Here is a 25,864-nt window from a genome sequence, read left to right as displayed (position 1 = left end):
GGCATGAAGCGCATTACAGTACACCCGAAATCGGTTATCTCACTGACTATTACGCGACCGATACCTGGATACCGGCGAGGGTGGCGCGCACCATCTCGTGGCCACACGGGGTGTCGTGGCCGAGCCCGCGGTGGGACGAGAGGGCCTCACCTGGCAGTGGCTGCGGATGCAGCGGCCACGGGCGAACGTACGCATCATCGGGCATCGCCGCGAGCCGCGCGTTCACGCGAGGTGGCGCTCGAACTGGCGGCGCCGCTCGGTGGGACCGAGGTACAGAGTGCGCGTGAGCACCGATGAGGTGATCGCTACGGTCATCGACCATCTGGAGACGTTGCTGTCGTGGCCGGACCGACAGCGTATGCCGAACCTACTGTTGCTCGGTCCGACGAACAACGACAAGTCGATGATCATCGAAAAGTTCCGGCGCACTCATCCGCCGATCAGCTTGTCCGACCGCGAGCAGATACCGGTGTTGTGCATGCAGATGCCCCCGGACCCGTCACCCGGCCGGTTCTACCTCGCACTGCTCACAGCGTTGGGAACACCGACCAGGCCCCGCAATCGGGTCCACGAACTCGAACAGCAAGCATTGATGCTGCTCCGCGCCACCGGCGTGAAGATGTTCGTTCGTCCAGACCCTGACACACCTTCATCCGTTCCCTCCTACGAAGCGCTTCTCCTTAGAGGACACAGAGCCTGGACCATTGGTGCCAGCCCACGATTCGACTCACCTGTTGCCCCAATCCCATAGGAGCGCGATTATGTTCGCTCCATCGATGTCAGGATGCAGCCTTGCCAGCGTCGCACTCGGCCTGAGCGAGGCATAGCACTGAAGCCTGCCTCGAAGGGCGCGCTCGAACGGCAACACGAAGAGAGCTCGACGCAAGGGTGCAGCTCTGTACCACTCCAAGGTCAAATTCAATCTTTACCGCGGTAAAGGTCGCCAAGATATGGAACGGGTCACCCGGACTCCAGGCTCTGCAGGCCCCGGTCCCCCAGCGCATCAAGCGCATCCACGATTTAACTCAAGCAAATGCACTCAACAGGAAGTTCCCCAGCACACGCCAGCCTCGTTAAAGCGGATTCGATTGAATATTGTCTATCAAAGGCCCGCCGCCACCTTCGGCCGGCCTTCGAATGCGCACCGCCAAAGAACCCGGAACTTCGACTGCAAATCGGCCAGATCCCGACGCTTGTCGGTGCGACACTTTTCGTCACAGTGACGAAATTGGGTGGGGTGCGACATCCTGCCCCCCGGTCTTACTTCGGCGCGAACTATCGCGATTCACCCTACGTAAATCCGCCGCAAGGCGTTGCCGGCCAAACCAAGGTCCTACGAGATGGCTGAAACTAACTGCCGACAAGAAATGAAACTCAAGGCCTCACTGGAGCCCACATCACCCCACCACCCACTCGCATTTACTGAATCATCACCTTGCGGTGAGAGATCAGCCTTTACCGCGGTAAAGACGCGACAACGCCAAGGCTCAGGACCTAGCGCCTTGACAGTCCGCCGGAATTGGGCGAAACGACCAAACTGGGCCTGCCCGAAAACCCTAACGAAAACTGTTGCACCCTCACTACGATATCGGCCGGCCGATTGCATCAGAAGAGCCTGGTCGCGCATGATTGCAGTGCACTGCAACAGCAAGCAACTAGCGCGTACTTCGAAGTGCAACGACTGTTGCAGAACCAACGCCAGGTCGCGCCCAGAAATCTTAGTACGACGCGCCTCAGCGGGCCTTAAAGACATCCGACGGGCGTGGTGCCGGCACTTCGTGTATCACCATACCTAGCAAGCCTCCCGACTAACTGCTGTCGACCAGCGAACCAGCCAACGTTGGGGACGGCTGCCGTCCGCAGCCCTGCTCGCTGCTTCAATGACACAGTCCTCGCACGAATCTGCAACGGTGTAGCTCCCACACCCTCGGGTCAGAAGTCTGAATACCAGTAGTTGATGGTGCGACAGGCGGACTTAAGCACTGCCCACCTTCACTGATTTGACGTCTACCGCGGTAAAGATTTAGCCGGTAAGTACCACAGCGCGTGGACGAGCCAGTGAGCGCCGAGGTCCAGCGGGGGAGTCTGCCATCGGATCACAGACATGACCCGGCGAGTCGAAGCTACAACCGAACACTCTGGAGGCATAGTGATGTACATTTCGAGGGCGCAAGCAACTCCAGCGCTGCGCGTTCTCGCGGATCTTTACCGCGGTAAAGATCATCGCCAGAACACCACACCGAAGTAGCCGCACCGCGGTGAAGCAAACGGAAGGTGGGCTCAATGCCCGTACACGTAATAATCAGCCAAAAGGGCGGAGTGGGGAAGAGTACCCTCACGATGAACCTGGCGGCAGTCAAGAATGACGTCTTGACTCGCTCCGGAGCCAAGCAGAGCGAATCGCCAGTACTGGCAGCTTCGATCGACCCTCAGGGCTCGGCAGTGTGGTGGGCCGAAAGAGTGCAGGACCTTCCCTTCCGGGTCACTCAGATCGACGACCCGGAAATGCTCCGCCATCTGCCAAACCTGGATGGAATCAAACACGTTTACGTCGATACGCCGGGCTGGATCGGCGATCGTCCTGGGGCTGTAGATAACGGCACTTCAGGACAAGCGCTCGACACTGTACTTTCGGTGACCGATCTCGCGATCGTCCCGATCGTCCCGGAGCCACTCAGCTTCGACCCGACGGCCCGCACAATCTCCAAAGTGCTTGAGCCGAAGGGAATCCCATTCATTGTCGTCATCAACAACTGGGATCCAAGAGACGGCCGAGTCGACCTGGAACAGACCGAAGCATTCGTCCAAGCGCAAGGTTGGCCACTCGCCAACACCGTTGTTCGGCACTACAAGGTGCACAGTCGAGCCGCAGCTCAGGGGCAAGTGGTTACCGAGTACCCGCCAAATCGGGCATCGCTGCAGGCACGTGAGGACTTCCAACGCTTGTGCCTTGAGCTGGAAGTAGGTAAGTAAATGGCAACATCACAGAAGTCCCGGGGCGGTCGGGTCGATTTTTCTAGTCTGGTTGGTTCAGTGGGGGACAAGTCGCCCGTGGATGCATCCATCCCTGTGGATGGCCAATTTAGACCAGATGTGCCTCTGTCCGAACTAGTGGCCAACCCTCGGAATCCGCGCTCAGCGGTCGGGGATCTCGCCGATCTGGCTACAATCGCGGAGCGGCAGCTTCAACCTGGGACAGTGGTTACGAGCGCACGGTGGCTCGAACTTTGGCCAGAGGACGTCGCCAGAATCGGTTCCGCACGTTGGGTTGTGGTCAACGGCTGCCGAAGGCTTGCTGCGAGCGAGAAGTATGGCCGCAAGGGAATGGATGTGGTCGTTCAGGACAGCCTTGCAACATCCAAAGAGGCCATCCTGTGGGCATCAATAGTCGAAAACCTGGACCGGCAAGACTTCGACGTTGTCGAAGAGGCAGAAGCTGTCAACCTTCTTGTTACTGAACTCGGAAGCGCCACCAAGGCCGCTCAAAAATTGGGGCGATCAGAAGGCTGGATCTCGCAGCGGCGCGCATTGCTCAAGCTAGAGCCTGAGTTGCGGGAGAAACTACGTTCAGGCGATCTCGCGATCCGAGACGCTCGGGCGCTGGCGCAGATTCCGTCTGCGGAGCAGGTCGCTGAGTGGTCTTCACGCCAGCAGAACCCACCATCGCCGAAAGCAAACGAGAAGAAACCACGCCGACCCTCCGATGCTGACAAGCAGATCGCATCACGCAGCGCCGCAATCCGGGCGCTGATGAAGCTGAAAAGCGATCCCCACTCTGTGGCAGTCGCGATCAGGGAAGCGCTCAACGAGGAGGACATACGTGAGCTGGTGAAGACGCTTCGAGGCATCTGACACAGCTCATCCAACCAAGAAGGCCTCGGCGGAAAGCACATCCGCCGAGGCCTTGCTGCTGAGCCTCCGATTCGGACCAGTGGGGAAGTGGAGCGGAGGCTTAAGCCCAGGTAGCCGGTCTGTGTCAGAAGCGCGACCCACCACTTCGCCAGCTCTGATCGGTCGCCAATGGCACTCTTGCAGATAGAGCTTCCTACTCACCCTTACTTATTCAGATTAGACCAACGTAAATTGCATTTTCCGCACCGTCTAAAGCGAAACGCCAGCTCAGCATAGCTTTGCGCTGCAGGCGTGTCGGTGACCTACGCTAGGCTGCCGATATGGACTTCCGACCAGGCCGAACACCTGCCGTGACCACCGGTGCCGGCACTTCCGACGCGGGCAGGTCGGTCGCGGTCGAGCCCGAGATCCCACCCGCCGTCGCGAAGCGGATCGCGACTGCCGTGCACTCCTCCCGGTCCGAGGGAACCCGCAAGACCTACGCCGCCGCGTGGAGACGCTTCACCAGTTGGTGCGAGACGAATGGTCACGTGACGCTCCCTGCACACCCGATCACCGTCGCCGCCTACCTCGTCGACGCAGCCGACACCCGAAACGAAACAGGGGAGCGGGCTTACGCCGTCGCTACGTTCGGCACCTGGATCGCCGCTATCAACCACCACCACCGCACCACCGGCCATCTGTCGCCATCAGCCCACGAACTCGTCACCGCGACACTGTCCGGCATCCGGCGCGAGTATGCCGCGGCGGGCGACCGACCCCGCACCCCACGAAACCCGTTGCTGGTCGAGGACATCAAACTCCTCGTCGAAACGGCACGGGACCGATGCCGAGGCTGGGCCGACGAGGTCCTCGAACGTCGCGACTCCGCAATTCTGCTCCTCGGGTTCGCCGGCGCATTCCGGCGCAGCGAACTCTCCGACCTCGTGTGCGGCGACATCACCGTGCACCGGCACGACGGATTGCATGTGCGGCTGCGGAAGTCGAAGACCGACCAAGAGGGCAGGGGAGCGGTGAAGGCCCTGCCGTACACAGACTCCCACGAGACTTGCCCACCGTGCGCCTACGTTCGCTGGGTGCAGGTCGTGGCTGCGTTCGACGCCGGTGGCCGTCCGTCCGTGATCCGCCTACTCCGAAAGCGAGAACCGTTCGACGCTCACGTATGTCGTGGGGGAGTGCCGCGCACCGCCGCCCGCGCACCGTTGCTCCGGTCCGTCGCGAAGAACGGCAATCTTGGCAGCACGCCGCTGTCCGGAGCCGCGATCCACCAGACCATCCGCCGCCGAGCCGACCACGCCGGCTTCGACCCGACCGCACTCGCGAAGCTGGGCGGGCATTCGCTCCGCGCCGGCTTCGTCACTCAAGGCACCCGCAACGGTGCCGATGGATCCGCCATCGCCCGGCAGACCGGCCACGCCAGCCTTGACTCCGTCGAGGTGTACCGCCGTGAACATGCGCCCCTCGTCGGTAATGCCGTCACCAATATCGGGCTCTGACGGTGAGCTACGACTTCGGAAGATCGCAACAACGCGGGAGACTCGTCCATAGTCCTGACCAGCGCTGCCATAGGAACACCGCAGACCTACAGAGCTGGTGATGATAGAAAAACACGATCAATGTTCGGGATCGCAGGTTGAACGTCAAAGGTCACCAGGAGTACCCAGCAACCCGACTTGCAAGATCACGATCGGTCGCCGTTGAGGCCGTCTTGCGACAGTGCGGGACGATCATCGATGCCGTCGGTCTGACGCGAGAATCTCGTCTAACTATAGGGCGTACGTGAGCTTGACGAGTTCCTGCGCATACCTGTCGGCTGCAGCTCGAACGGAATCCTCCGATGCAAAACCAGCGAGCACCAACACTTGAACACAGCCGATTCCAGCAGCTACGAACGGGCCGGCTATGCCCATATCCACAACTGAGCAGGCAGCCAAGACCCCCAGAATGGCGCAAGCAAGTGTTGCCACGACCCCAATGATGATTCCTTTCGGGCGTAGACCAAGTAAGCTGCGTCGGAAGCAGTACCAAACTAAAGTGTTCTTTAGTAACGGGTATTTTCCTGCGTCCCGGGTTAACGCAATTATTCGGCCGACCGCAGTCTCATAGATTTGATCGGCGCGTCGGGGATCTGCACGTTCCTCTGACTCGGAGGGCAAACGGAGCGTGCCAATTAACAGGGCTAGTGTGCGGTGCAGGTCGGCCACCCGCTCGGGATTTTCTGCGTTCACCCATCGAAGAAGCGACGTTGTGGGTGGCCCACCCCAGCTCGCCCACAGCGTCGGTTCAAGGTTCTTCCCCGGATTGTGACCAAGATGCACAGACAATGTGCACACCGCCAACCATAGAGGCACTGGCACGACCTGCCACCACTGCGCAGCAGCACCGAGTTCGGACGCAATGACCTGTAGGAGCGCGACCACCGGACTGCTCACGATCAGGCTCGGGAGACCGTAAGCGCGAAAATCAAATGTATCCATCATCTTTGGCAATTCCACGTCTATTCCGAATCTTCGACTAGCGGTCCCAGACTCGGAATCGGTGTCCACCCCGCTCGATTTACATTGTTCTGACTGCAAACGATGTGGCCTTCTGTTGCCACAACATGAGCACTACGCCTAAGGAGTGCATTCGTTACCTTCGGGTTCGGGTGCTTGGTGCTGGCCTTAGCAGAACTGACCACGGCGACAACCTCGACCGTTGCGCCAATCGGACCGATCACCCGATCGAGCAAAGACGGAGACAGGTTATGCCGACTCCCGTGATGCGGGACCTGGAACAGGTCGACCGGCGCAGTTGCGAACTCACCTATCACTCGCTCGTACTCATCTGCAGCCAACGACAGGGCGGGCACACCTGCGTCACCCGTGAGGATCACCCTCTTCTCGTTGTCGGATAACAAAAGCACAGTAGAGGTGTTATTGCGGTGACTGGTAACCGGATCTTCTTCAAGGGTTTCGGGTGGCAGGAACGGCAAAGCCCTCGACAGCAAGTCCGTGGCCTTGGAGAAGGCAGCGGTCAGACTCTTCTTTGCGCGAGCAGTCGCAGCCACACCAGATCTCTCGTCCAAGATGTACTGCTGAATCAGCGACCGGTAATAGTCCAGCGTCGGACCGAGAACTCTGAATTGGCCACCCCATCGGGTTAATCCGCGAAACGGCTCGGTGACAGTAACTCCCTGCGATTCCGCAAGCGCAATGACAGCATCGACCCTCTCGATGTTGGAGAATAATTCCGCGTCCCCACTAACAAAATGTTCCCGCGGTCTATGGATAAGTAGCTCTCCGACGCTGAGGTTCTCAAGTACGAAAACCAGTCCATTAAGGTGGTCTGCGTCTGGATGGGTCGAGACGAGGAGGTCGATCCGATCGGTATCGTAGTAGGTTTGAACGTGATCGACGACGTTTTCTCCGATCGCGGAGTAACCGGCATCGACGACTATGACCCGCGAAGTCCCATCAGCCAGCCAAAATCTGCCCGTGATCGCGTCGCCACTCTTCGTGCCATTGCCATCTTCAGCTTCAACAGGCAAGAAATCCAACTCATACATGTGTGGGTGCCTCTCAGATGCGCGAGGCAGCGAAGCACACGCCCATGTTGACGCGCTGGTCCCACGGAGTTACGTTGGCTGTGAACCGTCCAAGTTCAGCCAATAGCTCCGAAGCCGCTACCTCTGGTGTGCCCGTTTCGGGGCTTTCGGTTTGTTCCCAGTAGACGCTACACCTGGTGTCCGACATCTGCGTGTGACACAACAGGTTGTAATCCCATCAGTGTGTTTTATGCCGCGCCTGCATGCTTACGGCCAGACAATGGGGTACGCGCCGTCAACATCTCTTGACGGTGCGGTATCTGCGTCATCAGGAAGGTTCAGCGGGACCGAGCGTCCGCTCGATGTTCTTGTAGCTTGCTTTGCAAGTTCATCACTGGGAACAGGTGGCTGCACGTCCGGGTTCGGCTGGTCGCCCTCTGTCCCAGGTGGTTCTCCGGTGCTCTGATCACATAGGTCCGTATGCGATCGACTCGCGCCAGTTTCCTGTGACTCCGTTCGCCCACCCGCTCATGGTCTTCACGTAGCTTCCGCCATCACCGCTGAGCCCGTGACGTGTATCCGTTTGTCTGCGTTCGATATCAGTCATCGTCGGTGCCACGATGCTGACCGTTCGATCCGTCGTCGCATCGATGGGATGGCGATAAGTCACGGTGATGTCGGTCCCGACCAGGGTGACCGAGACCGGCCTGAACCGCTCGTGTACTCGGCGGCGTACGACCAGACGGTCGGCCAGTGCGGTAAAAGCCGGCAAGCATTCCCTCGTCGCCGCCGATGAGTCGAGAGCGACGTCATCCCATGTTCCGTAAGGGGCGTACATCTTGGGTGTCAGACCCGCGGTGTCGGCGTACGGTCCGGTGGTCGCAAGAGTGTCAACGAGCACCACATTGCGTGGGTCCGGTTCCGCCTTGGCGAACGTTCCGTACCTACTGCGCGGCAGACGGTTCCAGTCCAGATCATTCGGTGCGAGTGACGGTTCCCTTGTTGCACAGTCCACGAAGACGACGAAAAGGTGCCAGGCCATGGAGGTGGTCACTGTTGTGTCGTGCACGAGTACGTACGCATAGTCGGCCCAGTCGTCGCCGATGACCGCACGCATCCACCCCGCGGCCTCCTCTGCCGCGACCGGGCGTCGAGGCCGGCGAAGGTCGTCCGGGTCGGATCCCGCAGCGAAGCCTTTGACTTGCACCATCACTAAACACGGCTGCGCATCCGATGGGAATGACCCGTACTCTTCCAACCCCGGACGACTACCGGCTCGTACCGTGACCACGGTCGATTGTGGGTCGAGGACACTGGAACCTTTAACTGGCAAGCTAGAACCAACGTGGACGTCGTGGAACGGCTCGCGCTGCACTGACGCCCGGGCCCATGCGCGGTGAGGGCCGATCCAAAAGCCCAAGTGGGCGTTGAGTTTTCCCGCGATGATGAGGTCTGACCGGTCGGTCATGCGGACTCTCCTGCACCGTCGGTCGGCGACCTCGATGGTGTGCCGATGTCGATCCATATGACTCCATCGACGAAGCGAGGGGAGTGAAAGACGGGTTGGCCGAACGGTATGCCGCCGATCGATCGGCCTGCACTGAACGCTCGGGGATCATCCAGATCGCGCAGCCGGTGCGCGCGCAGCCCGTTCAGGTCGATGTCGTACCCGTACTCCCTGCCACCGTCGAGCAGGTGCCAGGTGTATCGCACGATGACCCGATCCATACTGTGCAGCGCCACCTTGTGGAACGTGAACAACCGGCCCTCGTCGAGACGACCGATGTGGTCTGCGATCGTCGCCGTCATCTCGGACAGGAACTGTTGCGCCCACACCGGTGGGGGAACTATCTGTGGGTGCAGTATCGAATCCGCGTCGACTGTGTCACCGTGGAGGCGAAGATACTTGAGCAACGCCGGGTCTTCCGGTACAACTTTCTCGGGGTAGATCCGTCGGCTACTGCCGCCGGCCATAGCCCAGTCGAAGTCGCTCGGTGCGAGCTGGCCGTGACCGTGGCGGTCCACGAGTACCGTGAACATGGCCGGTCCGGGGCGGAGAAGCCCTCTGTCCGTGACGACCTTGTACGCATAGTCGGCGAGATCGCCCAGAACTGTACGCAACCAGACGATCTGCTCCGGATATGGTAGGTCCGTGGCCGGCCGATGCGCCGTCGCCCCGGTGCCGGAGGGCGCGTTGGACACCGCGTAAAGGTTCACCTGTATCCACCGCACACCGGCGGTCCTGTCGAAGGTGCCCATGAACGTCGGATCTCTGACCGTCGCACCCACGCGGACGGTGACATCTTCGAGTTCGATGCTCGGCACCTCGGCCGGGTGCGGGTTATGACTGGGCGACAACGAGCCGGACCGGATTCTGGAATTCACAAACCGTTGCAGCACAACGATTTCAGCTGCACTGTCGGCGGGGACAATGGGAAGGTGCGGCGCTGCTGTCATGGGTCGTCACATCTGGATGCTCGACTCCATCTGGTCAGGTGCTTCGAGGAGCGCCCGGGTGGGGTGCGGGCGCTCATGCGCCTTTCTGCTGGATCGTCATGAAACGACGGTAACACCAAGTCGAAGAATGGTCGACAAACAGAATTACTCAACAGTTGTCGACGTTTCGTCCCGACGCCCGACGAGGTAATCACGGTGACGGTGCGGAAAACTGTCGCGAAGCGATCTGCGTTGCGATAATCGTAAGATTCCTCTACGCAGTAGGGTCGGGCAATGTCGTTGACTCATGAGTGGAACCTCCTCGTGACTGCGCTGCGGGATGTGGCACCGGTGACGGCGCGAACGCTCAGGCCATGCGCGTCGACGAGTGCGGTGAAACGGGCCGAGGCAGCGACGGTTCCGTGGCCGGACGAGCTTCGCGAGTTCTTCGGCCTTCACGACGGTCAGAAGGAGGTCGGCGGCGCGGGACTCGTCGTTCCGGCCGGACGTCTGCTGCAGGTCGTGGAGATACCTCAGCGGCATCGCGACATGGTCGAAGTCATGGCGGATGTCGTTGCAACAGAACCAGATATGTTCGACGGGACGTACGCCGAGATCGTCGACAACCTGGTCGAGGCGGGCACCGAGGCGGAAGATCACCTGTTCCTACCGGGGTACGTCCCTATCGCGGCTTGGGATTCGAATTTGATGTATTGCGACACCCGTTCGGGAGAGATGCGGGGGAGTGTGTCGTACCGATCAGACGACGGCGGGCACCTGGGTGTGCCAACCTGGCCGTCTTTGGAAGCATTTGTTCGCGACGTCAGGTTGGCCGTGACCGATCAGATATCGGTCGGCTGGTACACAGCAGCGGTCGACAACGGGGTGCTGGACTGGGACATCGTCGAATGACGTTGCTGCAGGGCGAGAGCGCCGAGATAGCGGTACGGGCAGCGACGGCCTGCATTGGAGCGGCCACCCTCCGAAACACCCGGTGTTGCGGTTCACGCCCGCCGGTGTCGTGCGGGCAGGCGCGTAGTCGGCAGACGGCGGCGTCCAAGTGACGATTACTCCGTGTCGTGACGGCTCACCCGCTCGATGGTTGATCGATCAGAGACGCGACTGGTGGGATCTGGTCACCCGCGGCCCGTCGGGGTACGAGCGTTACGCACGGTTAAGATTCATCCCGGATCCGACTTACGACGGTCAGCGCGAAATGGACACCGACTTCGCCAACGACGGACCGCCCGAGATCGCCCAGCTCGGAATCGCTGTCTCCACCCTCGCCCGGTTCACCACAACTCCGGACGAGTGCTATTTCCTGATCTGGGAGGGCTACGAAAACCTCGACCACATGCAGGCCGCGACAGTCTCGATCCCGGAGCGGCCCTGCTACCTCTTCCGAGGTACTGCGGAGGACGTGTCGACGTGGAAGGACGCCCGAGACGACTCTGGTGAGCTGCCGATACCTGCGTTTGTGTGGCCGGCCGATCGTGCGTGGTGCATCGCCAACGACGTCGACCCCCACTTCGCCACCATCGGTGCCGGCGAGTCCGCTATCGCAGATCTTCTTCGCACCGCACGGATTGATGCGACGCCGGACGATCCCACCACGTACCCACCGTTCTACGGATTCTGAAGGCCACGGTCCAAAGGACGCGTTCGACGCGCTCGCCGGTACGGCGCAGTGCCTGCAGCGCAACGGTTTCTAGTGGACGTCTCCGTACATTCGGGTGGCGGTATCGAACAGGCAGCGCTATCCGAGACGCAAGGAGGCACCTCCATGGCTGGAATCGCTGACAAGCTCGACAAAGCATACGAAGACAAGCCACTCACCGAGCTCGTCGGCGCACCCGCCGAAGCACTTCAGGGCGTCAGCCCTGGCGATGCCGAGCATCTCAAGGCCGCGTTCAACATCAAGACCATCGGCGATCTCGGACGCAACAAGTACTTCCTCTGGGCGCAGTCGATCGCCAAGCTCGCCGAGTAAGACTCGAGTACGGCACACACGATGAAGCCACAAGACTGGCTACGTCCTGTGGCTTCATCGCAAGCCGACATCGAGCCTGTGGCGTACCTGCACCATCGACCGTCGACAGCGATGCCGTCGACGCGCATGCGTGCCACGTTCGCGGCGGGCGACCCTCGGCGGCGTCCCTGATCGGTCGGCCTTCAGCCCGGTACCGTCGCACCTGTGACACCGAACGGGGCAGCACGGTGAGCGGTTACCGCTATCAGTGGTCACTGTTCGCCGACTGGTGCGCTGCGGCCGACGTCAAGGCCCTACCTGCGTCGCCGATCACGCTGGCGCAGTTCCTCGATGAGAATCCTGCCGGCGATGCGGTTCAGTTGCGTCGGGTGTCCGCGATCAACCGCGCTCACCGCGATGCCGGCCAGCCCGCTCCCGGCCGAGTGACGTCGATCCGGATCGCACTGGACTCGGCACGTAGCGAGCGAACGATCCGGCGTGCCGAGCAGGACCAGATCATCGCGGCCGGACTACCGACCTCCGGATCGACGGCCGCACTGTTCGGTCGCCGTGACGCCGTTCTTCTCGTTCTCGCCGGAGCAGGCCTGTCTTACAAAGCCATTGCCGAACTCGATCGCACCGACATCACCACCGACGGTGACACTGTGTGGATCGGCGGCCGCCACCGAATCCGCATCGCCCCCCACGACGCCAGCAATGTCGAGCCGGCCACGATATGGGATCGGTGGCACACAGTCCTACAGTTTTCCGAACACTATCCCTCGACGACGCTGCTAGCAGAACATCTGCAACGCAACACTTTTCCCGACATGACCGAATTGCCGCATCGCAGCGGTCCGGTCGCGGTGCCGATCGACCGGTGGGGCCACCTACCCTTGCCGGTCACGGCGATGACCGCCGCTGAGGTCGGAGCGGTGATCGCCAGGCACCGCACCGGTGCCTCTCCACTGCACACCCCACGTCGCCCCATCATCAGACCCACCGACGGTGGTACCGATCGGAGTTTCCCGATCGCCGCGCCTGAGCCAGTGTCTGTCGAGCTCGACTCCGGGTACTACCGCTCGGGTGTCGAGGCACGTCGACGCGCCCACACGGCGTTGGCCGATGTACCGGACATGGTCGACGACGTCGAGGACCGCATCGAGCGCCTCTTACAACGCACCCTGCAACTCCTCGACTCATCCACCAGCGGCGACAGCATCTGATGCGGCACGCTCACGACCCGGCACACCGACACCTTGGTCATCGTCCAACTCGTCGAGCACAAAGATCGGATACCGCAACGTTGCCGCTGCACCTGGACCCAGACAACCGCAACAGATGGCGTCTACGCCTATGGAGTGGGCTCGACACCCGCCGCGCACGTCAACATCTCTTGACGGTGCGTATCCACTGTTCACGCATCGGCCGACATCGACACCGCAAGGTTGTCACCGTATTTGCTCCTGCAGCAGGTGCTGCTTGTCGACGTAGTCCGCCAGATCTGCACCCAGCCGATGATCTATCGGAATGTATCCAACTATATAAGACTGAATGCTATACAGATACATACAATCCGATAGTCTGAATGCATGGAGTACGGACTGAACCCCTTCACACCCGGGTCCGGCACCCGACCCCCCGAACTCGTCGGGCGTACCGCCGAGCTCGAACGCTTCGACCTGTTGATCACACGCGCGAAACAACGCCGCTACGACCGTGGGTTGATGCTGCAGGGGCTTCGAGGGGTAGGGAAGACCACGCTGTTGGCGACCATGGCGGACCAGGCTCGCCGCCACAACTGGGTGGTGGTCGAGGTCGAAGCTCAGACCAGTGTGGAAGGTGCCGAGGCCCTGCGGAGGCGTATCGCCAAAGATATCTCTCGCGCTGTACGCCGTCGTCAGTTCGCCGGCCCGGTGGCGGACAAGATCCGGCAGTTGACCGAAGAATTCTCGATGTCCGCCACCGCGTTCGGTGTCGGAGTCGAGCTCGCCCGCTCCGCCGGTGCCGAGAAACCAAGCCTGGGGGTCGAATTCGAGGACCTCGTCGAAGATCTCACCGAAGAACTCCGCAAGGACGGCACCGCGCTGGGGCTGTTCATCGACGAGATGCAGGAACTCGAGCCGGCGCTCCTGCAGGTGATCCTGGCTACCCAGCACCGCGCGGCCCAACGCGAGTGGCCGTTCTTCGTGTGCGGTGCCGGCCTGCCGAACCTTGCGCAAGCATTGGCCGACGCACGCTCGTACGCCGAGCGCCAGTTCGACTACAGGACCATCGGTCCTCTCGCCGACGATCAGGCCCGCGATGCGATCGTCACCCCCATCACCCGGCTGAACCAGGACATCGACGCCGAGGCAACCGACTACGTCGTCGCGGCGAGCGATGGATACCCGTACTTCCTTCAGGTGTTCGGTCACGAGCTCTGGCAGGCAGCCCAGCAGTCCCCGTTCACACTCGCCGACGCCGAGGACGCCGTCGACACCGGCCACGCCTCGCTCGATTCCGGCTTCTACAGCTCACGGTGGCTACGGGCCACCGAAGCCGAGAAACGCTATCTGGTGGCCATCGCACGCAGCGGAACCGATACTCCGCGGACGGCAGCCCTCGCCGAGGCCCTCGGATCGAACCCGCAGTCGATGGCACCGCACCGTGACTCCTGCATACGCAAAGGACTCATCTGGTCGCCGGCCCGCGGCCTGGTTGCGTTCACCGTCCCCGGGATGGCGGACTTCATCCGCCGCCAACCCAACGCACCGATTATCTGACCTCGACACCCAAGGACGTCGACTGGATCGACATCGAGCACGTCGATTGCTCACGCAGCCCAGCATCCACACAGCGCCGTTGCACAAAGAGTCCAGTTCGGTCCGGCGTTGCAGCATCCAGCCGCGCTGGGGGGGAGGGCCAGGGCGAGTAACGCGAACAAGGCCGGCGCTCGGTATCACCCTGGACTCGTGGCCGATACACGGTGCGTTAGAACGGGTCCGGTGGGCCGGTGTTCATCACGGCCAGGATGTAGTCGTGGTCGGGTAAGTCGGCCGGGTGATCGTCGGCGACCGCGAACACCGACCGATCGGGCTCCGGCGGGGTGCGTGCTTCCTCGCGGGCTGCAAGCCATTCTCGCCAGACGATGCGTTCGGCTCGGTGGCGCACGATGCGGGCACGGACGGCCGAGGTGAGGCCGTGACGATGGCCGATGTCGTCGAGTTCGACGGGCCCGATACCGATGTGGGTGTTCTCGATTGTGAGGAGCCCGGCCACGCGCAGATCCAACAGGGCCTCGTATCCGCTGGTGCGTCCCATCCTGATGGCGGTGAACAACTCGTCCGGGGTCTGGGGCTCTGCTGCGGCGAGGACTGCGTCGTAGAGGATGCGGTGACGCCAGCCGATGACACTCCACGCCGGGTGTACCGATTCGACCTCGGCTGGCCCTGCCGCGGTGTCGACTACCGCCGCTCGTCCAGCATGTGTGGGCACTAGTGCGTACCGGTCGGGGTTCTGGCCGACTCCGCGTTCGATCAGCAACAGCGGTGAGCCTTCCATGTCCCGCAGCCGCTCCAGAACGGACCACACCGTCGATTCGGGGAGCATGCCGGCGGCGATGGACAGTGACCGCCCACCGACACCGACAGTGGGGACGCCTTCCACTATCTGCCCTGACACTGCGGCAGCCCACGCCAGTGCTTGAACGACTGCATGGGTGGTCCAGCGATCCCGGCGATGATGAAACTCGGAGGCGACCCAGGTTTGAGCGTGGGTGAGCCATGAACGAAGTACCGGGTCGTAGGTACCCCCTGTGTGCTTTTGCTTGTGCCCGGTATCCCGGACTGGGTCGGGGAGTGTCGATGCGGCCCAGTCGAGTGCGCGGGCAGTGTCGCGGCGGATGGCGCGTTCGGGTTCGGCGTAGCGGGCGTATGCGGCACGCACACCCGCCCACGCGGGTTCGGTGACGCGGGTGAGGATGTCGGTGGCGCTGGCTCCGGCGAGGACTGCGTGGGTGATGACGGATTGGCGTGCTTCCGAGCGTGAGGGCCAGCGGCGGGTGTCGATGCGGCCGGTGCTGGCGAAGTCGAGGACGCAGCGAGGCGGCGGGGCGGAACGGCAGAAACGTGGGTGCAGCCGGGCGTCATCGCTGCTGCCGAGGACGCGTTCAGTGGACGTCTCGGCGCGGATGTGGGTGTCGATCGGGCTGGTGACCGTGCGGCCCGTTCCTCCGAGCAGGGCTTCGAGGCGTTGGAGTGTGCCGGCATCGGACCCGACGGTCAGGATGTCGGCCGCTGTAGCCGGGTCGAGGTCGACGAGGGTGCGGTAGCCACCTTCTTTGCACTGCGAGCCCGGCACGGTGATGCACCCGGTTTTGTGGTTGGTCATCGGTGTGATGTCCAACGTGGGAAGTCTCGCTGCAAGAAGACGTAGCAGTGGCCGGATCTCGCCGGCGGTGACTGTTCTTCCCGGTGCCAGCGGTATCAGTACGTGTCGGCCGCCGCTGGTCGATTGGTCGACGACGGCGCGGCCACCGCATTCGGTCAACCAGGCCAGCAGACGCGTCACGTCGGCGACAACGCAGGCGTGGCCGTGGTGTTTGGTGTCGAAGTCCAGGGCAACGATGCAGGCGCGCTCGCGTGAGAACAGCGGTACAGCTGCTGGCAGTGCCGGCCGTTTGACCGTCAGCGGCCCCGCGGACACGTATTTACGTGTCGTCGGGTCGTAGAGACGCATCGATCGGCGAGCAGCAATGGCTGGTGCGAATCGATGCCACAGCCGGTCCGCAGTCGCATCCGGGTGGACGACACGAGCATTCAATCTTGTACCTACTTCAGGGCACGATGTACCCTGAGACATGTCCGCCAAGACAGTCCCTTCGGGGAAAGCAACACAGAACGAGTTGCGAGCTAGTCACTCGCTTCTCTGACTTCAGAAGCCCTCGGCCCGCACGCCGGGGGTTTTTGTCATCTCAAGGTGCTGCGTAGATTTAGTTGGACTAAGACCCGAATGTCGATTCAGGTCGAGACGGCTACGCAGTCAAGGGCAGTACCCCCTGTTCATGCGCGCGATTCAGTTCGCGCGCAAGATCTTCGCGGTCGCTGGCAATCGCGATCAGATCAGCGACGTACTGACTCAGAGATGTCGCACCAGCCGAGCTTCGCTGCGCCTTGAGCGTGTCAATCAGCTCCGACGGCAGTCGGACAGTCAGTGACGTCCGGTCACCCTTACTGGGCATCGGCATGGCACGGCCTCCTTCGTCTACTTCCGCGGTCCCAACCGGTGTCTATCCTGAACCAGAATCATTTTCGAAGCGTTGAGACACGCCGAGGAAGTCACCAGGAATTACACCTCTGTCATTCAAACGGTCTTCACGCGCTGCCGGTCCACTCTCGCAGCTGCGTCACATAATGGCCGTCGACCAAAGTCTGTGGACGTGGTGGACACTATCTGGCATGGAGATCGCCCAAACCATCTCGAAGACTCTGCCTCATCCGCGCTACCGGTTGCCGTTTGCCGGAGACATCGTTGGCCTCGATACTGCCAAGCCGGTTCAGAAAGAGATGGCAATGGCCACCGAGCTAGGGGGGATCTACGAACGCAAGATTTTCGGCCACCGACTCGTGGTCGTCTCGGAACCGGAGCTTGTCGCGGAAGTGAACGACGAGAAGTACTGGGCAAAATTTCTCGCCCTGCCACATCGCAAGCTACGCGCCATCGGCGAAGACGGTCTGTTCACCGCGTTCAACTCGGAGCCGAACTGGCATAGCGCGCATGCTGTTTTAGGGCCGGCGTTCAGCAAAGGGGCCATGCGCGGTTACCACGAAGCCATGCAGGAATCAGTCAACGAACTTCTGACCTCGTGGGATAGCGGATCTGGTCCGGTAGACGCCTACGACGAGTGCTCAAAGCTGACCTTCGACGTGATCGGGCGTTGCGCCCTGTCGCATGATTTTGGCTCGTTTCGCCAGGCCGTGCCCTTTGCGGACGCCATCGCTCGCGTCCTTCACTATGTGAACAAGTCATCGAACGATGTGCCGATCATCCGCTCTGTCTTAGGACGAAGGGCGACGAGGCAGCACGATGAGGACCTCCAGTTCATACGCCACACTGTCGACTCCCTGATCGAACAGCGAATGGCCCAGCCTGACTCCAGCAAAACATCTCCGGATCTGCTCGAACATATGCTCAGCACGCCAGACCCCGATACGGGCGACAGACTGGCCCTGGAGAACATCCGCAATCAGATCATCACTTTTTTGATCGCGGGGAACGAGACAACAGCATCGACCATCGCCTTTGCGTTGCATTTCCTGAGCACGCGGCCCGATGAGATGCAGCGGATACGGGCCGAAGTTGACGCCGTCGCTCCTGATGGCACCGACATCGAGTTCGAGAATGTACCCAAGCTGCGACGGACACGACATGTAGTCGACGAAACTCTCCGCTTGTGGCCCGCTGCACCCGGCTACTTCCGCAAGGCTCGTGAGCGCGGAGCAACTTCGCTGGGCGGGTACGAGGTACCGGAGGGTTGGGTGTTTGTTCTCCTTCCACAGCTGCATCGCTCACCGGAGTGGGGGCCAGAGGCAGACAAGTTCAACCCCGACCGGTTCGCCACAGGCCAGGCCAGCGACACCAACCGCCGCATCTACAAGCCTTGGGGCACTGGTCTGCGAGCGTGTATCGGCCGCCAATTCGCCTTACACGAGGCGGTGCTTGCGTTGGCGTCCATCGCTCGTCGGTACGAGATTCGGGCAGACCCCGGTTACCAGCTCGATGTGCGCGAAGCAGTGACAATGAGGCCACACGGCGTCAGACTTTCTGTTTCGCGGCGGCTGTGACTGTACCGTCGTCGGTCTAAGTCGATCAGGAGGGGGAACCTGTGGACACCGTGAACAGCTGGCACCTGGTGGAAACTCTGGTGCCGGGACAGATGACAGTCATCAGTACTGGGGGGAAGGTCCGAGATTGGACCAAAATCGATCGCTTGTCACCTGGGCCTGAGTTCGATCTACCTGGTTTTCTGGAACTCACGCGCAGTTCTCGCGCCCAGCAAGATGTGCTCTTCAAAGGCCGTCGGCGTGAAGCTCGCATACGCGCAGTACCAGTTCTGGGGCCGTCAGGGGAAACCCACGGCATACAGGTCTGGGTGGGGGACCCGGAGGTCGAACCCGATCCTGTGCGCATCGTTTCCGGAATAGCCTGGCTACTCGAACGCACCGTCATCGAGCAGACAGTCGAGGCTTCCGCGATGTCCGGCGTCTCTGCTGCTGATCACGTACCAGAACGAACCCCGGCTGAGTACAACGCCAAGGCTGTCAAATTCGATGGGTCCGAGGAGTTGTTCGCCCAGGCGTTGGTTCCTACACACGGTCAGAAGTGGGAGGGCCCGATGTCCGTTCTCCACGCAGATGGCCGAATCATGCGTTGGCATTGCTGGGGGAGGGGGAGAACTGACCCTCCCAACGTCGGCCTCAGGCTGCTATGGCACGACGTGACAGACACAACGGAACCCGACAAACCGACATTGGCTGAGCTGGGAATGCCGAGCGGCCTCGAGAGCGGTGGAACACGCATCGCTGTATTCGACGGCCGAACCGGGATTTTGACAATGTGGTTACCGGAAGCTCCAACCTGGGTGAAATGGCGTGACCTCACAAGCGGCTGTGGCGTGTTGCACGACGACGACCGAGCGACACTGTCAGACGCTCTGGAAAAGTGGACTCACGATACGTCACCTGTGTCAGCTGATGTACGCGTCCGTGCAATCGACGGCGGCGACGCGACCGGCTGGAAGTGGCAGCAAACCCGACTCGAACTAAGGCCCTACCCTGGACAGCTTGGTGACCGGCTGGTCCTTGCGGTGCTCCCCGCGCTACAACCTTCCGAGCAGGTGCTCGAGGTTCCCACTCCCTAACTGATCGTGATAGCTTCGCCCTCGGCACCTTCCGCTCTCCCGAAGAGTTGAAGATTTCCTGTCGGCCGCATGGCCCTCAGACGCAGCCTTTGAGCACCACGTGGAACATATTTCACGTGGCTAACAAGCACGCGTCTTGGAGCCAGAATGTCGATCCAGAGTCAGGTCCCTACTCAGGCCGGTTCGCCCCGTGGCCGCTTCCGCACGCGCTCGTATGCCTCGCTGACCCGTTGCGCCGGGTACCCCAACGCTTCCGCTATCTGGCGGGCGGCCGGCGCGCTCAGTTTGCTCTGCCCGCGCTCGAGCGCCCCGATGTACTGGCTACTGACGCCGATTTCGCTCGCGAGCATCCCCTGGGTCAGCCCCCTGGATATTCGCAGATCACCGAGGTATTCCTCGTCCTCCGGCACTGAGACGAAATCGCTGATCTCGCACCCGAATTCCTTAGCGCATCGAGCAAGAGTGTCTATACGGGGATGGGACTGGCCTCGCTCCCATTGTGAGTACGTCGTCAAAGCCACTCCGAGAACGCGCGCAACCTCGGCACCACTCAGCTTGAGTTCAATTCGTCGTGCCCGCAGCTTGTCAGGTGCGAAACCACGCAACCGACGCCTCACCGATGGAACCTCACGAGAGGACACGATGCCACTTGTCCCAATTCGGTAGCACATAAAGCATGTTTTGATGCTAGTGTATAGATACAGTTGTTTAGACGATGCAACTGAGGTTCACCCCCGGGGCGTCGGCAGAGCAAGATTCGGCTTACAGACGCACACCGCATCAACCACAGCGTCTACGCATCACTGATGCGCCAAAGAAAGCGAGAAGCCGACTGGCTCAGAGTAACTCGAATTAGCAGACTCCAGATGCGCCGTGATTGGTCGTCCCGAAACGCATCCGGAGTCCCCTCCACCTACAGAACAAAGCCCCAATATCGGGCCCAACTTGTATCCGCAGGGGCTCTCCCAGCCTAAGCGGATCTAGCAGAACCGCAATCGGATCGGAGACACCTATGACATCTGTCGCGCAACCGCGAACGTTACATCCGGGCTCCACCTGCAATCCCGGCATCGCCCTCTGCCCCTCGGTCAACGACCGTGTTGCGGGCCTGGCCGTGTGTTCGCTCCCAGCCGTGCCCCACCACAGCCACCACAGGCTGATCTGCGAAGAGACGGGCGCGGTGATTGGTGAATGGACTGACGCCAATGCGACGTTCCTGGAACCACTCCCACGGTCTCCGCTCTTCAGCCACGTGGCCTAGTACCCCCAATCTCGACTGACGCCTGAAGAGGCGATCAGTCGCGAGGGTCTACGCGGCGAACTCACTGCACTGAGGCTCCCGTGTAGCCCCTCAATTGGTGGACCGGCGCGAGGGTCGCATGGTGACGCTTCGACCTCATCGTGTGCCGAACTGCGCTACCCCGCCGGGACATCGAACACATTCCACAACTCCTTACTAACAGAAAGGAATACGCCCGATGCCTTGGATCTTCTCGCAGCTCTGGTTCTGGCTCGGCCTACTGGGCTGAGTGCTCGTGGATGCCAGCGTGCAACGGACGCCCGCTGGCATCCACTCCCAAGGCATCACCCGTCCGCGCTGAGGGTTCGCCCGAAGGCTGACCCTCGTTTTCGGTCGTTCCCCAGCGCGGACGGTGGTGGTTCCACCATCAACCACTCCTGTCACACATCACCCAATACCGCTGCATCACAGCGGCTTACGAAAGGCACAGCCACACAATGTCTCCTCAGCAAGGAATTGGTGGGCGTCACCGCAGCCGCAGGGACCGGGCTCTCGTTCTCACTGCCGTTCCCGTGGCCGTCGCCCTCGCGTGGGGCACCGCGACCGCACACGCAGCACCGCAGGACTTCGTCACCGCACCCGACACCGCCCAGTCCGGAACCACCGACACCACTCCCGTCGCGCCGCCGCCGGCCCCGAACCAGGAACGCCAGTTCCTGCCCGGCTACCAGGCCTCACCTCAGGTCCAGCAGTCCCAGTGGCGTAGCTACGACGACTACAGGTCCGGTAATCAGCAGTCCTCGTACCAGAACACCTACTACGAGCCGGCTCCCGCGCCGCAGGCCGCGCCGACCGATGCACCGCCTGCCGTGCAAGCGGCCCCGCCGTCCCCGCCGCCGGTTCCGACTGTGCAGCGCAAGGTCATCGCACCGATCGACGCACCCGAGGGCTATGTCCTCGTCGGCGGCGAGCTCGTGCCGTACGACCCGAACCTGCTCGATCCGAACCTGGTCGAGCAGTTCAACAACACCGGAGCCGCAATCCAGGCCGACGGCGGAAACTGGCTCGTGGACAACGGATTCGCCGACGCATCCCGCGCGGACCGGATCGCTGCGGGCACCATCACCGGCGTCGTCGCCGGTGGCGCGGCCGGCCTTGCCGCATCCGCCGTCCCGGCCGCAGTCATCACCGGTACCGCCGCTGCGATCGGCGGCGGACTCGGCGTCGCAGCCACTACCGGCACCGGAGCCATTGTCTGGGGCGGACCGGTCGGCTGGGTCTTCATCCCCGGCGCAGCCGCACTGGCCGGGGCAGGCGTGGGTGCCGCCCTGTCGGCACCGATCGTTCTCGGTCTGACCGGTGCAGGCGCTGCGATCGGCGGCGTTCTCGGTGCCACCGTCCTCGGCGGTGAGCAGCAGATCATCGAAGAGCCCGCCCCGCTCCCGGCACCCGAGGCCGTACCGGCACCCCCGGCCCCGCCGGTCACCGCCGCGCCGCTGGCACTGGATGCCCCCAGCGTTCAGAGCGTCATCGACGCCCCGGTGTGGACCGAACCGGCCTTCGAGCAGGCCGCGCAGTTCACCTCGACGGTGCTCGAGCAGCCCGCTGTGGCTGACACCGTCGCTGCGGTGAACACCGCCGTCGCACCGGTTCTCGACCAGGCGAACGCTGCCCTGGCAGGCCTGAACCTCGCGATCTGATCTCCGGGTACAGCCCGACCGTACCGGTGGGCGGGCTGTATCCGAAGGTTCGATCCCGTTCCTGCACTTCGACACTCGGAAAGGCCCTGTTGTGGCACCTCGAGAGACCCCCGACGACAGCTCCGATGATTGGTTCGCCGACCCTATCGTCGCCGACACAGAGACTGCCGCTGCAGCGTCCGAGCGCAGACTGACCGTCCTGACCGACCAGCACCATACCGACGACGATCCCGACGACGACTGGTTCGCAGGCGACTCTGCGGACGACGTGGACCCAGCACGGCCAACGGACGGATACAGCTCCTTCGACGAACGGACCTCTCTACTTCGCACTGGAGGCCCCTACGCCGCGCCCACACCTTCGCAGTCCTGGTGGCGACGTCACCGCTCCGCTGTCGCCGTCACGACTGCACTCGCGGTTCTGGTCGGAGGAGGCTTGGGAGCAGCTCTGGTCCTCACCGGCGTCGGTGACGAACCGCAGGCCCCTGCCGCACTGCTTCCCGCCGACATCGTCACCACCACAACCCTTCCCACATCGGCGGCCCCCGCTGCCGCCGGTGCCGCCGCCGCCGATGTCACCTGGTGCAAGGGCCAAGCCGACGGTGACCCGGTCACCGAAGACAGTGACGACCCTGGCGCGGTGGCGATCTGGCGGTTCGAGAAGGCCTTTTACTTCGACCGCGACGGTGCCGCAGCCCGCGCAGCAGGTGCACCGGACGCGGTGATGGCGTCCGCGCAGAGACTCCAGCAGGGGATCGACCAGCTCGAACCCGACATCGAGTTCTGTGTCCTGGCCGACCCGATCGACGCCGGGATCTACGACGTCACCGTCGTCGAACGCGGACCCGGCATCGACGGCCGCATGAGCCGCCAACGGATCACCACCACCGAGCAGCAGGACGGCACAACGCTCATCTCCGCCATCGTCCCGCGCTGACCCCTTATGACCAGGCACATCTGCTGGACCCCACCGAAGAAGAGAGAAACCGTGCACACATCCATCGACCAGGTTCGCCGCCTCACTCCGCGCCTGCTCGCCGCCACCGCAGCGATGACGGTCGCGGTCTCCGCCAGCGGCGTCGCGGCCGCGCAGCCCTCCGCCACTCCCACCCCGTCAGGATCGACGACCACCAGCCAATCCAGCACCGACGGCAACTGCCCGGTACTGCATCTCGTCGTCGTCCCCGGCACCACCGAGATCGACGAGAACTCCTCACCCGACACCGATTCGGGCTTCTTCTCCCGCCTGACCGTCCCGGCGATGCGTGATGCGAACTCCGGCGACGGACCCGCTCTCGAACGCAGCTATGTCCCGTACCCGGCGAGTTTCGGCGGCAAGCCCGGCGATCGCTCCGCCGTTCCCTACGCCCAGTCCGTCGACATCGGCGTCGAGAACACCACCAAGATGATCTCCGACATCGCCGCACGCTGCCCCGGCACCAAAGTCTTCCTCTCCGGCTACTCCCAGGGCGGCGAGGTCGCCTCCCAGGTCACCCGTGACATCGGGGCAGGAACCGGCCCCGTCGACGCCGACCACTTCGCCGGCGCAGCACTGTTCTCCGACCCCACCCGCTCCGAAGGTGAAGACGTCATCGCCGGCGGCGGCTCCACCCCCGCCCCGGCACCGGGAACGAGCGGTGCAGCAGTGGACACCGTCCAACTCGCCCCGGCCGTCGCCGCAGCCGCCCCCGCAGGCGGCGGTATCGCACCGACACCGAAAATCGCCGGATTCGGCGCAGTCTCCGACCGGGTCGCCTCGTACTGCACCGCAGGCGATCTCGCGTGCGACACCCCCATCGACGCCCCCGCCGCCAAGCTGGTGGCATCCATCGCCGGACAGTCCTCGATGGACACCCGCGACCCCGTCCGGATCCTCACCGACGTCTCCACCGCCGTCGGACGCACCGCCCTGATGACCGGCGCGTCGGTGATCAACGACAACATCGACTTCGACTCCAAGGCAGGCCGATTCGAGGTCAACTCGTCCTCGGAAACAGTGCTGTCGAAGATGGCGAAGTACTCCGACCCGTCCGCAACCTCGACCGACGAGATGATCGACGAAGCGGTCGGTGCGGTCACCAAGATCGCCGGTATGGCCATCGGGGCGGCGATCACCGTCGCCAAGGACGTCATCACCCCCGAAACGATCGGCCAGCTCGCCACCGTCGGCCTGACCAACCCACCCGCAGCCCTCGGCATACTCGCCACCAAAGTGCTGTCCTCAGCGGTCAAGCTCGTACCCCCGGCGACCATCGACTCGGCCGTCGACGTCGCGTTCAAGGAAGTGTCGAACACCATCGACGAGAACGCCGGTCTCGCGCAGCTCGTCACCGACACCTCGTACTGGAACACCGCCACCAAACACGGCTCCTACGACAGCGTTCCGGTCGGATCCAAAGGTGAGACCCCCGTCGAGCTGACCGTGCGGTGGATCGTCGCACTCGCCGCCGACCTGACCGGCGATCAGAGCCTCGCAGACAAGGTCGGGGCAGTGATCAAACAAGGCGCGGCCTTGTTCGCCACCACCGACACCGTCCGCAGTGCCGGCAGCATCCTCGCCGCCCACGCCACCGTCGGAACCACCGGAACCGCAACGACGACCTCAGCGGCCACCACGACGACCCCCTCTGTTTCTGCCGCTGTGCCGACCACCGTCTCACCAACCACCACTCGGTGACCGAGAACGCCGGAGAAGGAGGTGCGCCCGAGATGGCCGCACAACCAGCTGAGCACCATGACTATTACCGAGACGACGACGTGTCGGTCACCCCGGCCGGGCTGCGGATACCGCCGCCCTCACGCCGAGCACCGATTCACGACGACCCGGTTGCAGTCCACGGTCGCCCGCCCGTGATGTGGCTCCTCGCCGCTCACGGGCGCTCCGGCGCAGGCACACTCGCTCAGATCTGGGCCCCGGCGGGCGATGCTCGCCGGGGCTGGCCCGCAGCCGACCGGCACCGCAACGTCGTGGTCGTGTGCCGTACGGACCGGGCCGGCCTTGACGCTGCCCACGACCTTCTCCTGCAAGCTCAGGCCGGCCTCGTCGGCGACTGCACTCTCCTCGGACTGGTCCTTGTTCCCGACGCCCCCGGCCCACTCCCCAAGACCCTGCGCCGATGGGCGGACGTCGTCGCCTCCGCAGCACCAGCTGTGTGGCGAGTCCCGTACGTCGAGGATCTGCGCACCCACAGACAGAACGAACTCGCGATCTGGACCCCCACCGAACCTGACCCACCCCCAC

The 25,864-nt window shown here is 62.7% G+C and carries 22 protein-coding genes and 1 pseudogene; 15 read left to right on the top strand and 8 right to left on the bottom strand.

The genetic code is table 11. The features are described 5' to 3' along the window. Positions 1 to 49: 49 nt before the first annotated feature. A complete protein-coding gene (locus tag CH305_RS29250) occupies positions 50 to 226 on the bottom strand; it encodes a hypothetical protein (RefSeq protein WP_155288467.1) in 177 nt (58 codons plus the stop codon). 87 nt (positions 227 to 313) lie between these two features. Here CH305_RS29250 and CH305_RS28015 point away from each other — a divergent pair. The 4 genes and pseudogenes from CH305_RS28015 to CH305_RS28000 form a co-directional block, all read left to right on the top strand. Further along, positions 314 to 628 (top strand): annotated as a pseudogene (locus tag CH305_RS28015) (TniB family NTP-binding protein); the annotation flags it as partial. A gap of 1,655 nt (positions 629 to 2,283) precedes the next feature. Beyond that, complete coding sequence (locus CH305_RS28010; protein ID WP_032370995.1) at positions 2,284 to 2,973, top strand: ParA family protein; 690 nt, start codon at positions 2,284 to 2,286, stop codon at positions 2,971 to 2,973. A 225-nt stretch (positions 2,974 to 3,198) separates the two neighbouring features. Beyond that, complete coding sequence (locus CH305_RS28005; RefSeq protein WP_329946442.1) at positions 3,199 to 3,852, top strand: ParB/RepB/Spo0J family partition protein; 654 nt, start codon at positions 3,199 to 3,201, stop codon at positions 3,850 to 3,852. A gap of 320 nt (positions 3,853 to 4,172) precedes the next feature. Next, on the top strand, positions 4,173 to 5,348 hold the full coding sequence (locus CH305_RS28000) for a tyrosine-type recombinase/integrase (protein WP_032370886.1): 1,176 nt from the start codon (positions 4,173 to 4,175) through the stop codon (positions 5,346 to 5,348). A 270-nt stretch (positions 5,349 to 5,618) separates the two neighbouring features. Here the strand turns inward: CH305_RS28000 and CH305_RS27995 are convergent, their stop codons facing one another. The 4 genes from CH305_RS27995 to CH305_RS27980 all read right to left on the bottom strand — a co-directional run bounded on the left by CH305_RS27995 (position 5,619) and on the right by CH305_RS27980 (position 9,703). Further along, entirely contained in the window at positions 5,619 to 6,347 is a 729-nt protein-coding gene (locus CH305_RS27995; RefSeq protein ID WP_094622983.1) for a hypothetical protein, read from the bottom strand. Between the two features lie 2 nt (positions 6,348 to 6,349). Beyond that, the gene (locus CH305_RS27990) at positions 6,350 to 7,399 is read right to left on the bottom strand and encodes a ComEC/Rec2 family competence protein (protein ID WP_032370885.1); all 1,050 of its coding nucleotides are present in this window, start codon (positions 7,397 to 7,399) and stop codon (positions 6,350 to 6,352) included. A gap of 445 nt (positions 7,400 to 7,844) precedes the next feature. Next, on the bottom strand, positions 7,845 to 8,588 hold the full coding sequence (locus CH305_RS27985; protein WP_032370884.1) for a hypothetical protein: 744 nt from the start codon (positions 8,586 to 8,588) through the stop codon (positions 7,845 to 7,847). A gap of 254 nt (positions 8,589 to 8,842) precedes the next feature. Next, on the bottom strand, positions 8,843 to 9,703 hold the full coding sequence (locus CH305_RS27980) for a hypothetical protein (RefSeq protein WP_143536294.1): 861 nt from the start codon (positions 9,701 to 9,703) through the stop codon (positions 8,843 to 8,845). A gap of 405 nt (positions 9,704 to 10,108) precedes the next feature. Between CH305_RS27980 and CH305_RS27975 the strand changes: the two genes are divergently transcribed. The 5 genes from CH305_RS27975 to CH305_RS27955 all read left to right on the top strand — a co-directional run bounded on the left by CH305_RS27975 (position 10,109) and on the right by CH305_RS27955 (position 14,548). Beyond that, positions 10,109 to 10,726 carry an SMI1/KNR4 family protein gene (locus CH305_RS27975; protein WP_032370883.1) on the top strand — a complete coding sequence of 206 codons (618 nt, stop codon included), beginning with the start codon at positions 10,109 to 10,111 and terminating at the stop codon, positions 10,724 to 10,726. Between the two features lie 190 nt (positions 10,727 to 10,916). Further along, positions 10,917 to 11,453 (top strand): hypothetical protein, encoded by a 537-nt coding sequence (locus tag CH305_RS27970; protein ID WP_230591170.1) that lies wholly within the window; start codon positions 10,917 to 10,919, stop codon positions 11,451 to 11,453. A 144-nt stretch (positions 11,454 to 11,597) separates the two neighbouring features. Beyond that, positions 11,598 to 11,804 (top strand): hypothetical protein, encoded by a 207-nt coding sequence (locus CH305_RS27965; RefSeq protein WP_032370993.1) that lies wholly within the window; start codon positions 11,598 to 11,600, stop codon positions 11,802 to 11,804. A gap of 227 nt (positions 11,805 to 12,031) precedes the next feature. Next, positions 12,032 to 13,009: a hypothetical protein gene (locus CH305_RS27960; protein ID WP_032370881.1), complete on the top strand. Its 978-nt coding sequence runs from the start codon at positions 12,032 to 12,034 to the stop codon at positions 13,007 to 13,009. 366 nt (positions 13,010 to 13,375) lie between these two features. Further along, entirely contained in the window at positions 13,376 to 14,548 is a 1,173-nt protein-coding gene (locus CH305_RS27955) for an ATP-binding protein (protein WP_032370880.1), read from the top strand. A gap of 208 nt (positions 14,549 to 14,756) precedes the next feature. On the opposite strand, the gene CH305_RS27950 is transcribed toward CH305_RS27955, so the two are convergent. Both CH305_RS27950 and CH305_RS27945 read right to left on the bottom strand, forming a co-directional pair. Then, complete coding sequence (locus CH305_RS27950) at positions 14,757 to 16,586, bottom strand: hypothetical protein (protein ID WP_143536293.1); 1,830 nt, start codon at positions 16,584 to 16,586, stop codon at positions 14,757 to 14,759. A 211-nt stretch (positions 16,587 to 16,797) separates the two neighbouring features. Beyond that, positions 16,798 to 17,010, bottom strand: coding sequence for a hypothetical protein (locus CH305_RS27945; protein WP_032370879.1), 213 nt, complete (start codon positions 17,008 to 17,010; stop codon positions 16,798 to 16,800). 211 nt (positions 17,011 to 17,221) lie between these two features. Between CH305_RS27945 and CH305_RS27940 the strand changes: the two genes are divergently transcribed. Together CH305_RS27940 and CH305_RS27935 are read left to right on the top strand one after the other, a co-directional pair. After that, complete coding sequence (locus tag CH305_RS27940; protein ID WP_032370878.1) at positions 17,222 to 18,607, top strand: cytochrome P450; 1,386 nt, start codon at positions 17,222 to 17,224, stop codon at positions 18,605 to 18,607. Between the two features lie 41 nt (positions 18,608 to 18,648). Continuing rightward, positions 18,649 to 19,683, top strand: a complete 1,035-nt coding sequence (locus CH305_RS27935; protein WP_052057167.1) for a GAF domain-containing protein — start codon at positions 18,649 to 18,651, stop codon at positions 19,681 to 19,683. A gap of 173 nt (positions 19,684 to 19,856) precedes the next feature. Here the strand turns inward: CH305_RS27935 and CH305_RS27930 are convergent, their stop codons facing one another. Then, a complete protein-coding gene (locus CH305_RS27930) occupies positions 19,857 to 20,300 on the bottom strand; it encodes a helix-turn-helix transcriptional regulator (protein WP_176458467.1) in 444 nt (147 codons plus the stop codon). A 1,120-nt stretch (positions 20,301 to 21,420) separates the two neighbouring features. Here CH305_RS27930 and CH305_RS27925 point away from each other — a divergent pair. From CH305_RS27925 to CH305_RS27910, 4 genes are all read left to right on the top strand, one after another. Then, positions 21,421 to 22,623, top strand: coding sequence for a hypothetical protein (locus CH305_RS27925; protein ID WP_256984008.1), 1,203 nt, complete (start codon positions 21,421 to 21,423; stop codon positions 22,621 to 22,623). 91 nt (positions 22,624 to 22,714) lie between these two features. Further along, complete coding sequence (locus CH305_RS27920) at positions 22,715 to 23,560, top strand: hypothetical protein (RefSeq protein WP_094622982.1); 846 nt, start codon at positions 22,715 to 22,717, stop codon at positions 23,558 to 23,560. A 51-nt stretch (positions 23,561 to 23,611) separates the two neighbouring features. Then, positions 23,612 to 25,300 (top strand): cutinase family protein, encoded by a 1,689-nt coding sequence (locus CH305_RS27915; protein WP_238325129.1) that lies wholly within the window; start codon positions 23,612 to 23,614, stop codon positions 25,298 to 25,300. Positions 25,301 to 25,332: 32 nt separating this feature from the next. Continuing rightward, positions 25,333 to 25,864 (top strand): DUF6668 family protein (locus tag CH305_RS27910; protein WP_094705660.1); only part of this gene is annotated, 532 nt, incomplete at its 3' end.

It is taken from the genome of Rhodococcus sp. 15-649-2-2 (assembly GCF_002258645.1).
Lineage (GTDB): Bacteria > Actinomycetota > Actinomycetes > Mycobacteriales > Mycobacteriaceae > Rhodococcoides.
Note: the sequence above shows the minus strand (reverse complement) of the source record. Positions and strands in the feature narration are given on the sequence as shown.

Excerpts from the sequence above, each read along its gene's own strand:
- CH305_RS27945 (WP_032370879.1), bottom strand. The coding sequence starts at position 17,010 with ATGCCGATGCCCAGTAAGGGTGACCGGACGTCACTGACTGTCCGACTG.
- CH305_RS27940 (WP_032370878.1), top strand. The coding sequence starts at position 17,222 with ATGGAGATCGCCCAAACCATCTCGAAGACTCTGCCTCATCCGCGCTAC.
- CH305_RS27985 (WP_032370884.1), bottom strand. The coding sequence starts at position 8,588 with ATGGTGCAAGTCAAAGGCTTCGCTGCGGGATCCGACCCGGACGACCTT.
- CH305_RS27955 (WP_032370880.1), top strand. The coding sequence starts at position 13,376 with ATGGAGTACGGACTGAACCCCTTCACACCCGGGTCCGGCACCCGACCC.
- CH305_RS27925 (WP_256984008.1), top strand. The coding sequence starts at position 21,421 with ATGTCTCCTCAGCAAGGAATTGGTGGGCGTCACCGCAGCCGCAGGGAC.
- CH305_RS27975 (WP_032370883.1), top strand. The coding sequence starts at position 10,109 with ATGTCGTTGACTCATGAGTGGAACCTCCTCGTGACTGCGCTGCGGGAT.
- CH305_RS27990 (WP_032370885.1), bottom strand. The coding sequence starts at position 7,399 with ATGTATGAGTTGGATTTCTTGCCTGTTGAAGCTGAAGATGGCAATGGC.
- CH305_RS27965 (WP_032370993.1), top strand. The coding sequence starts at position 11,598 with ATGGCTGGAATCGCTGACAAGCTCGACAAAGCATACGAAGACAAGCCA.
- CH305_RS28000 (WP_032370886.1), top strand. The coding sequence starts at position 4,173 with ATGGACTTCCGACCAGGCCGAACACCTGCCGTGACCACCGGTGCCGGC.
- CH305_RS28010 (WP_032370995.1), top strand. The coding sequence starts at position 2,284 with ATGCCCGTACACGTAATAATCAGCCAAAAGGGCGGAGTGGGGAAGAGT.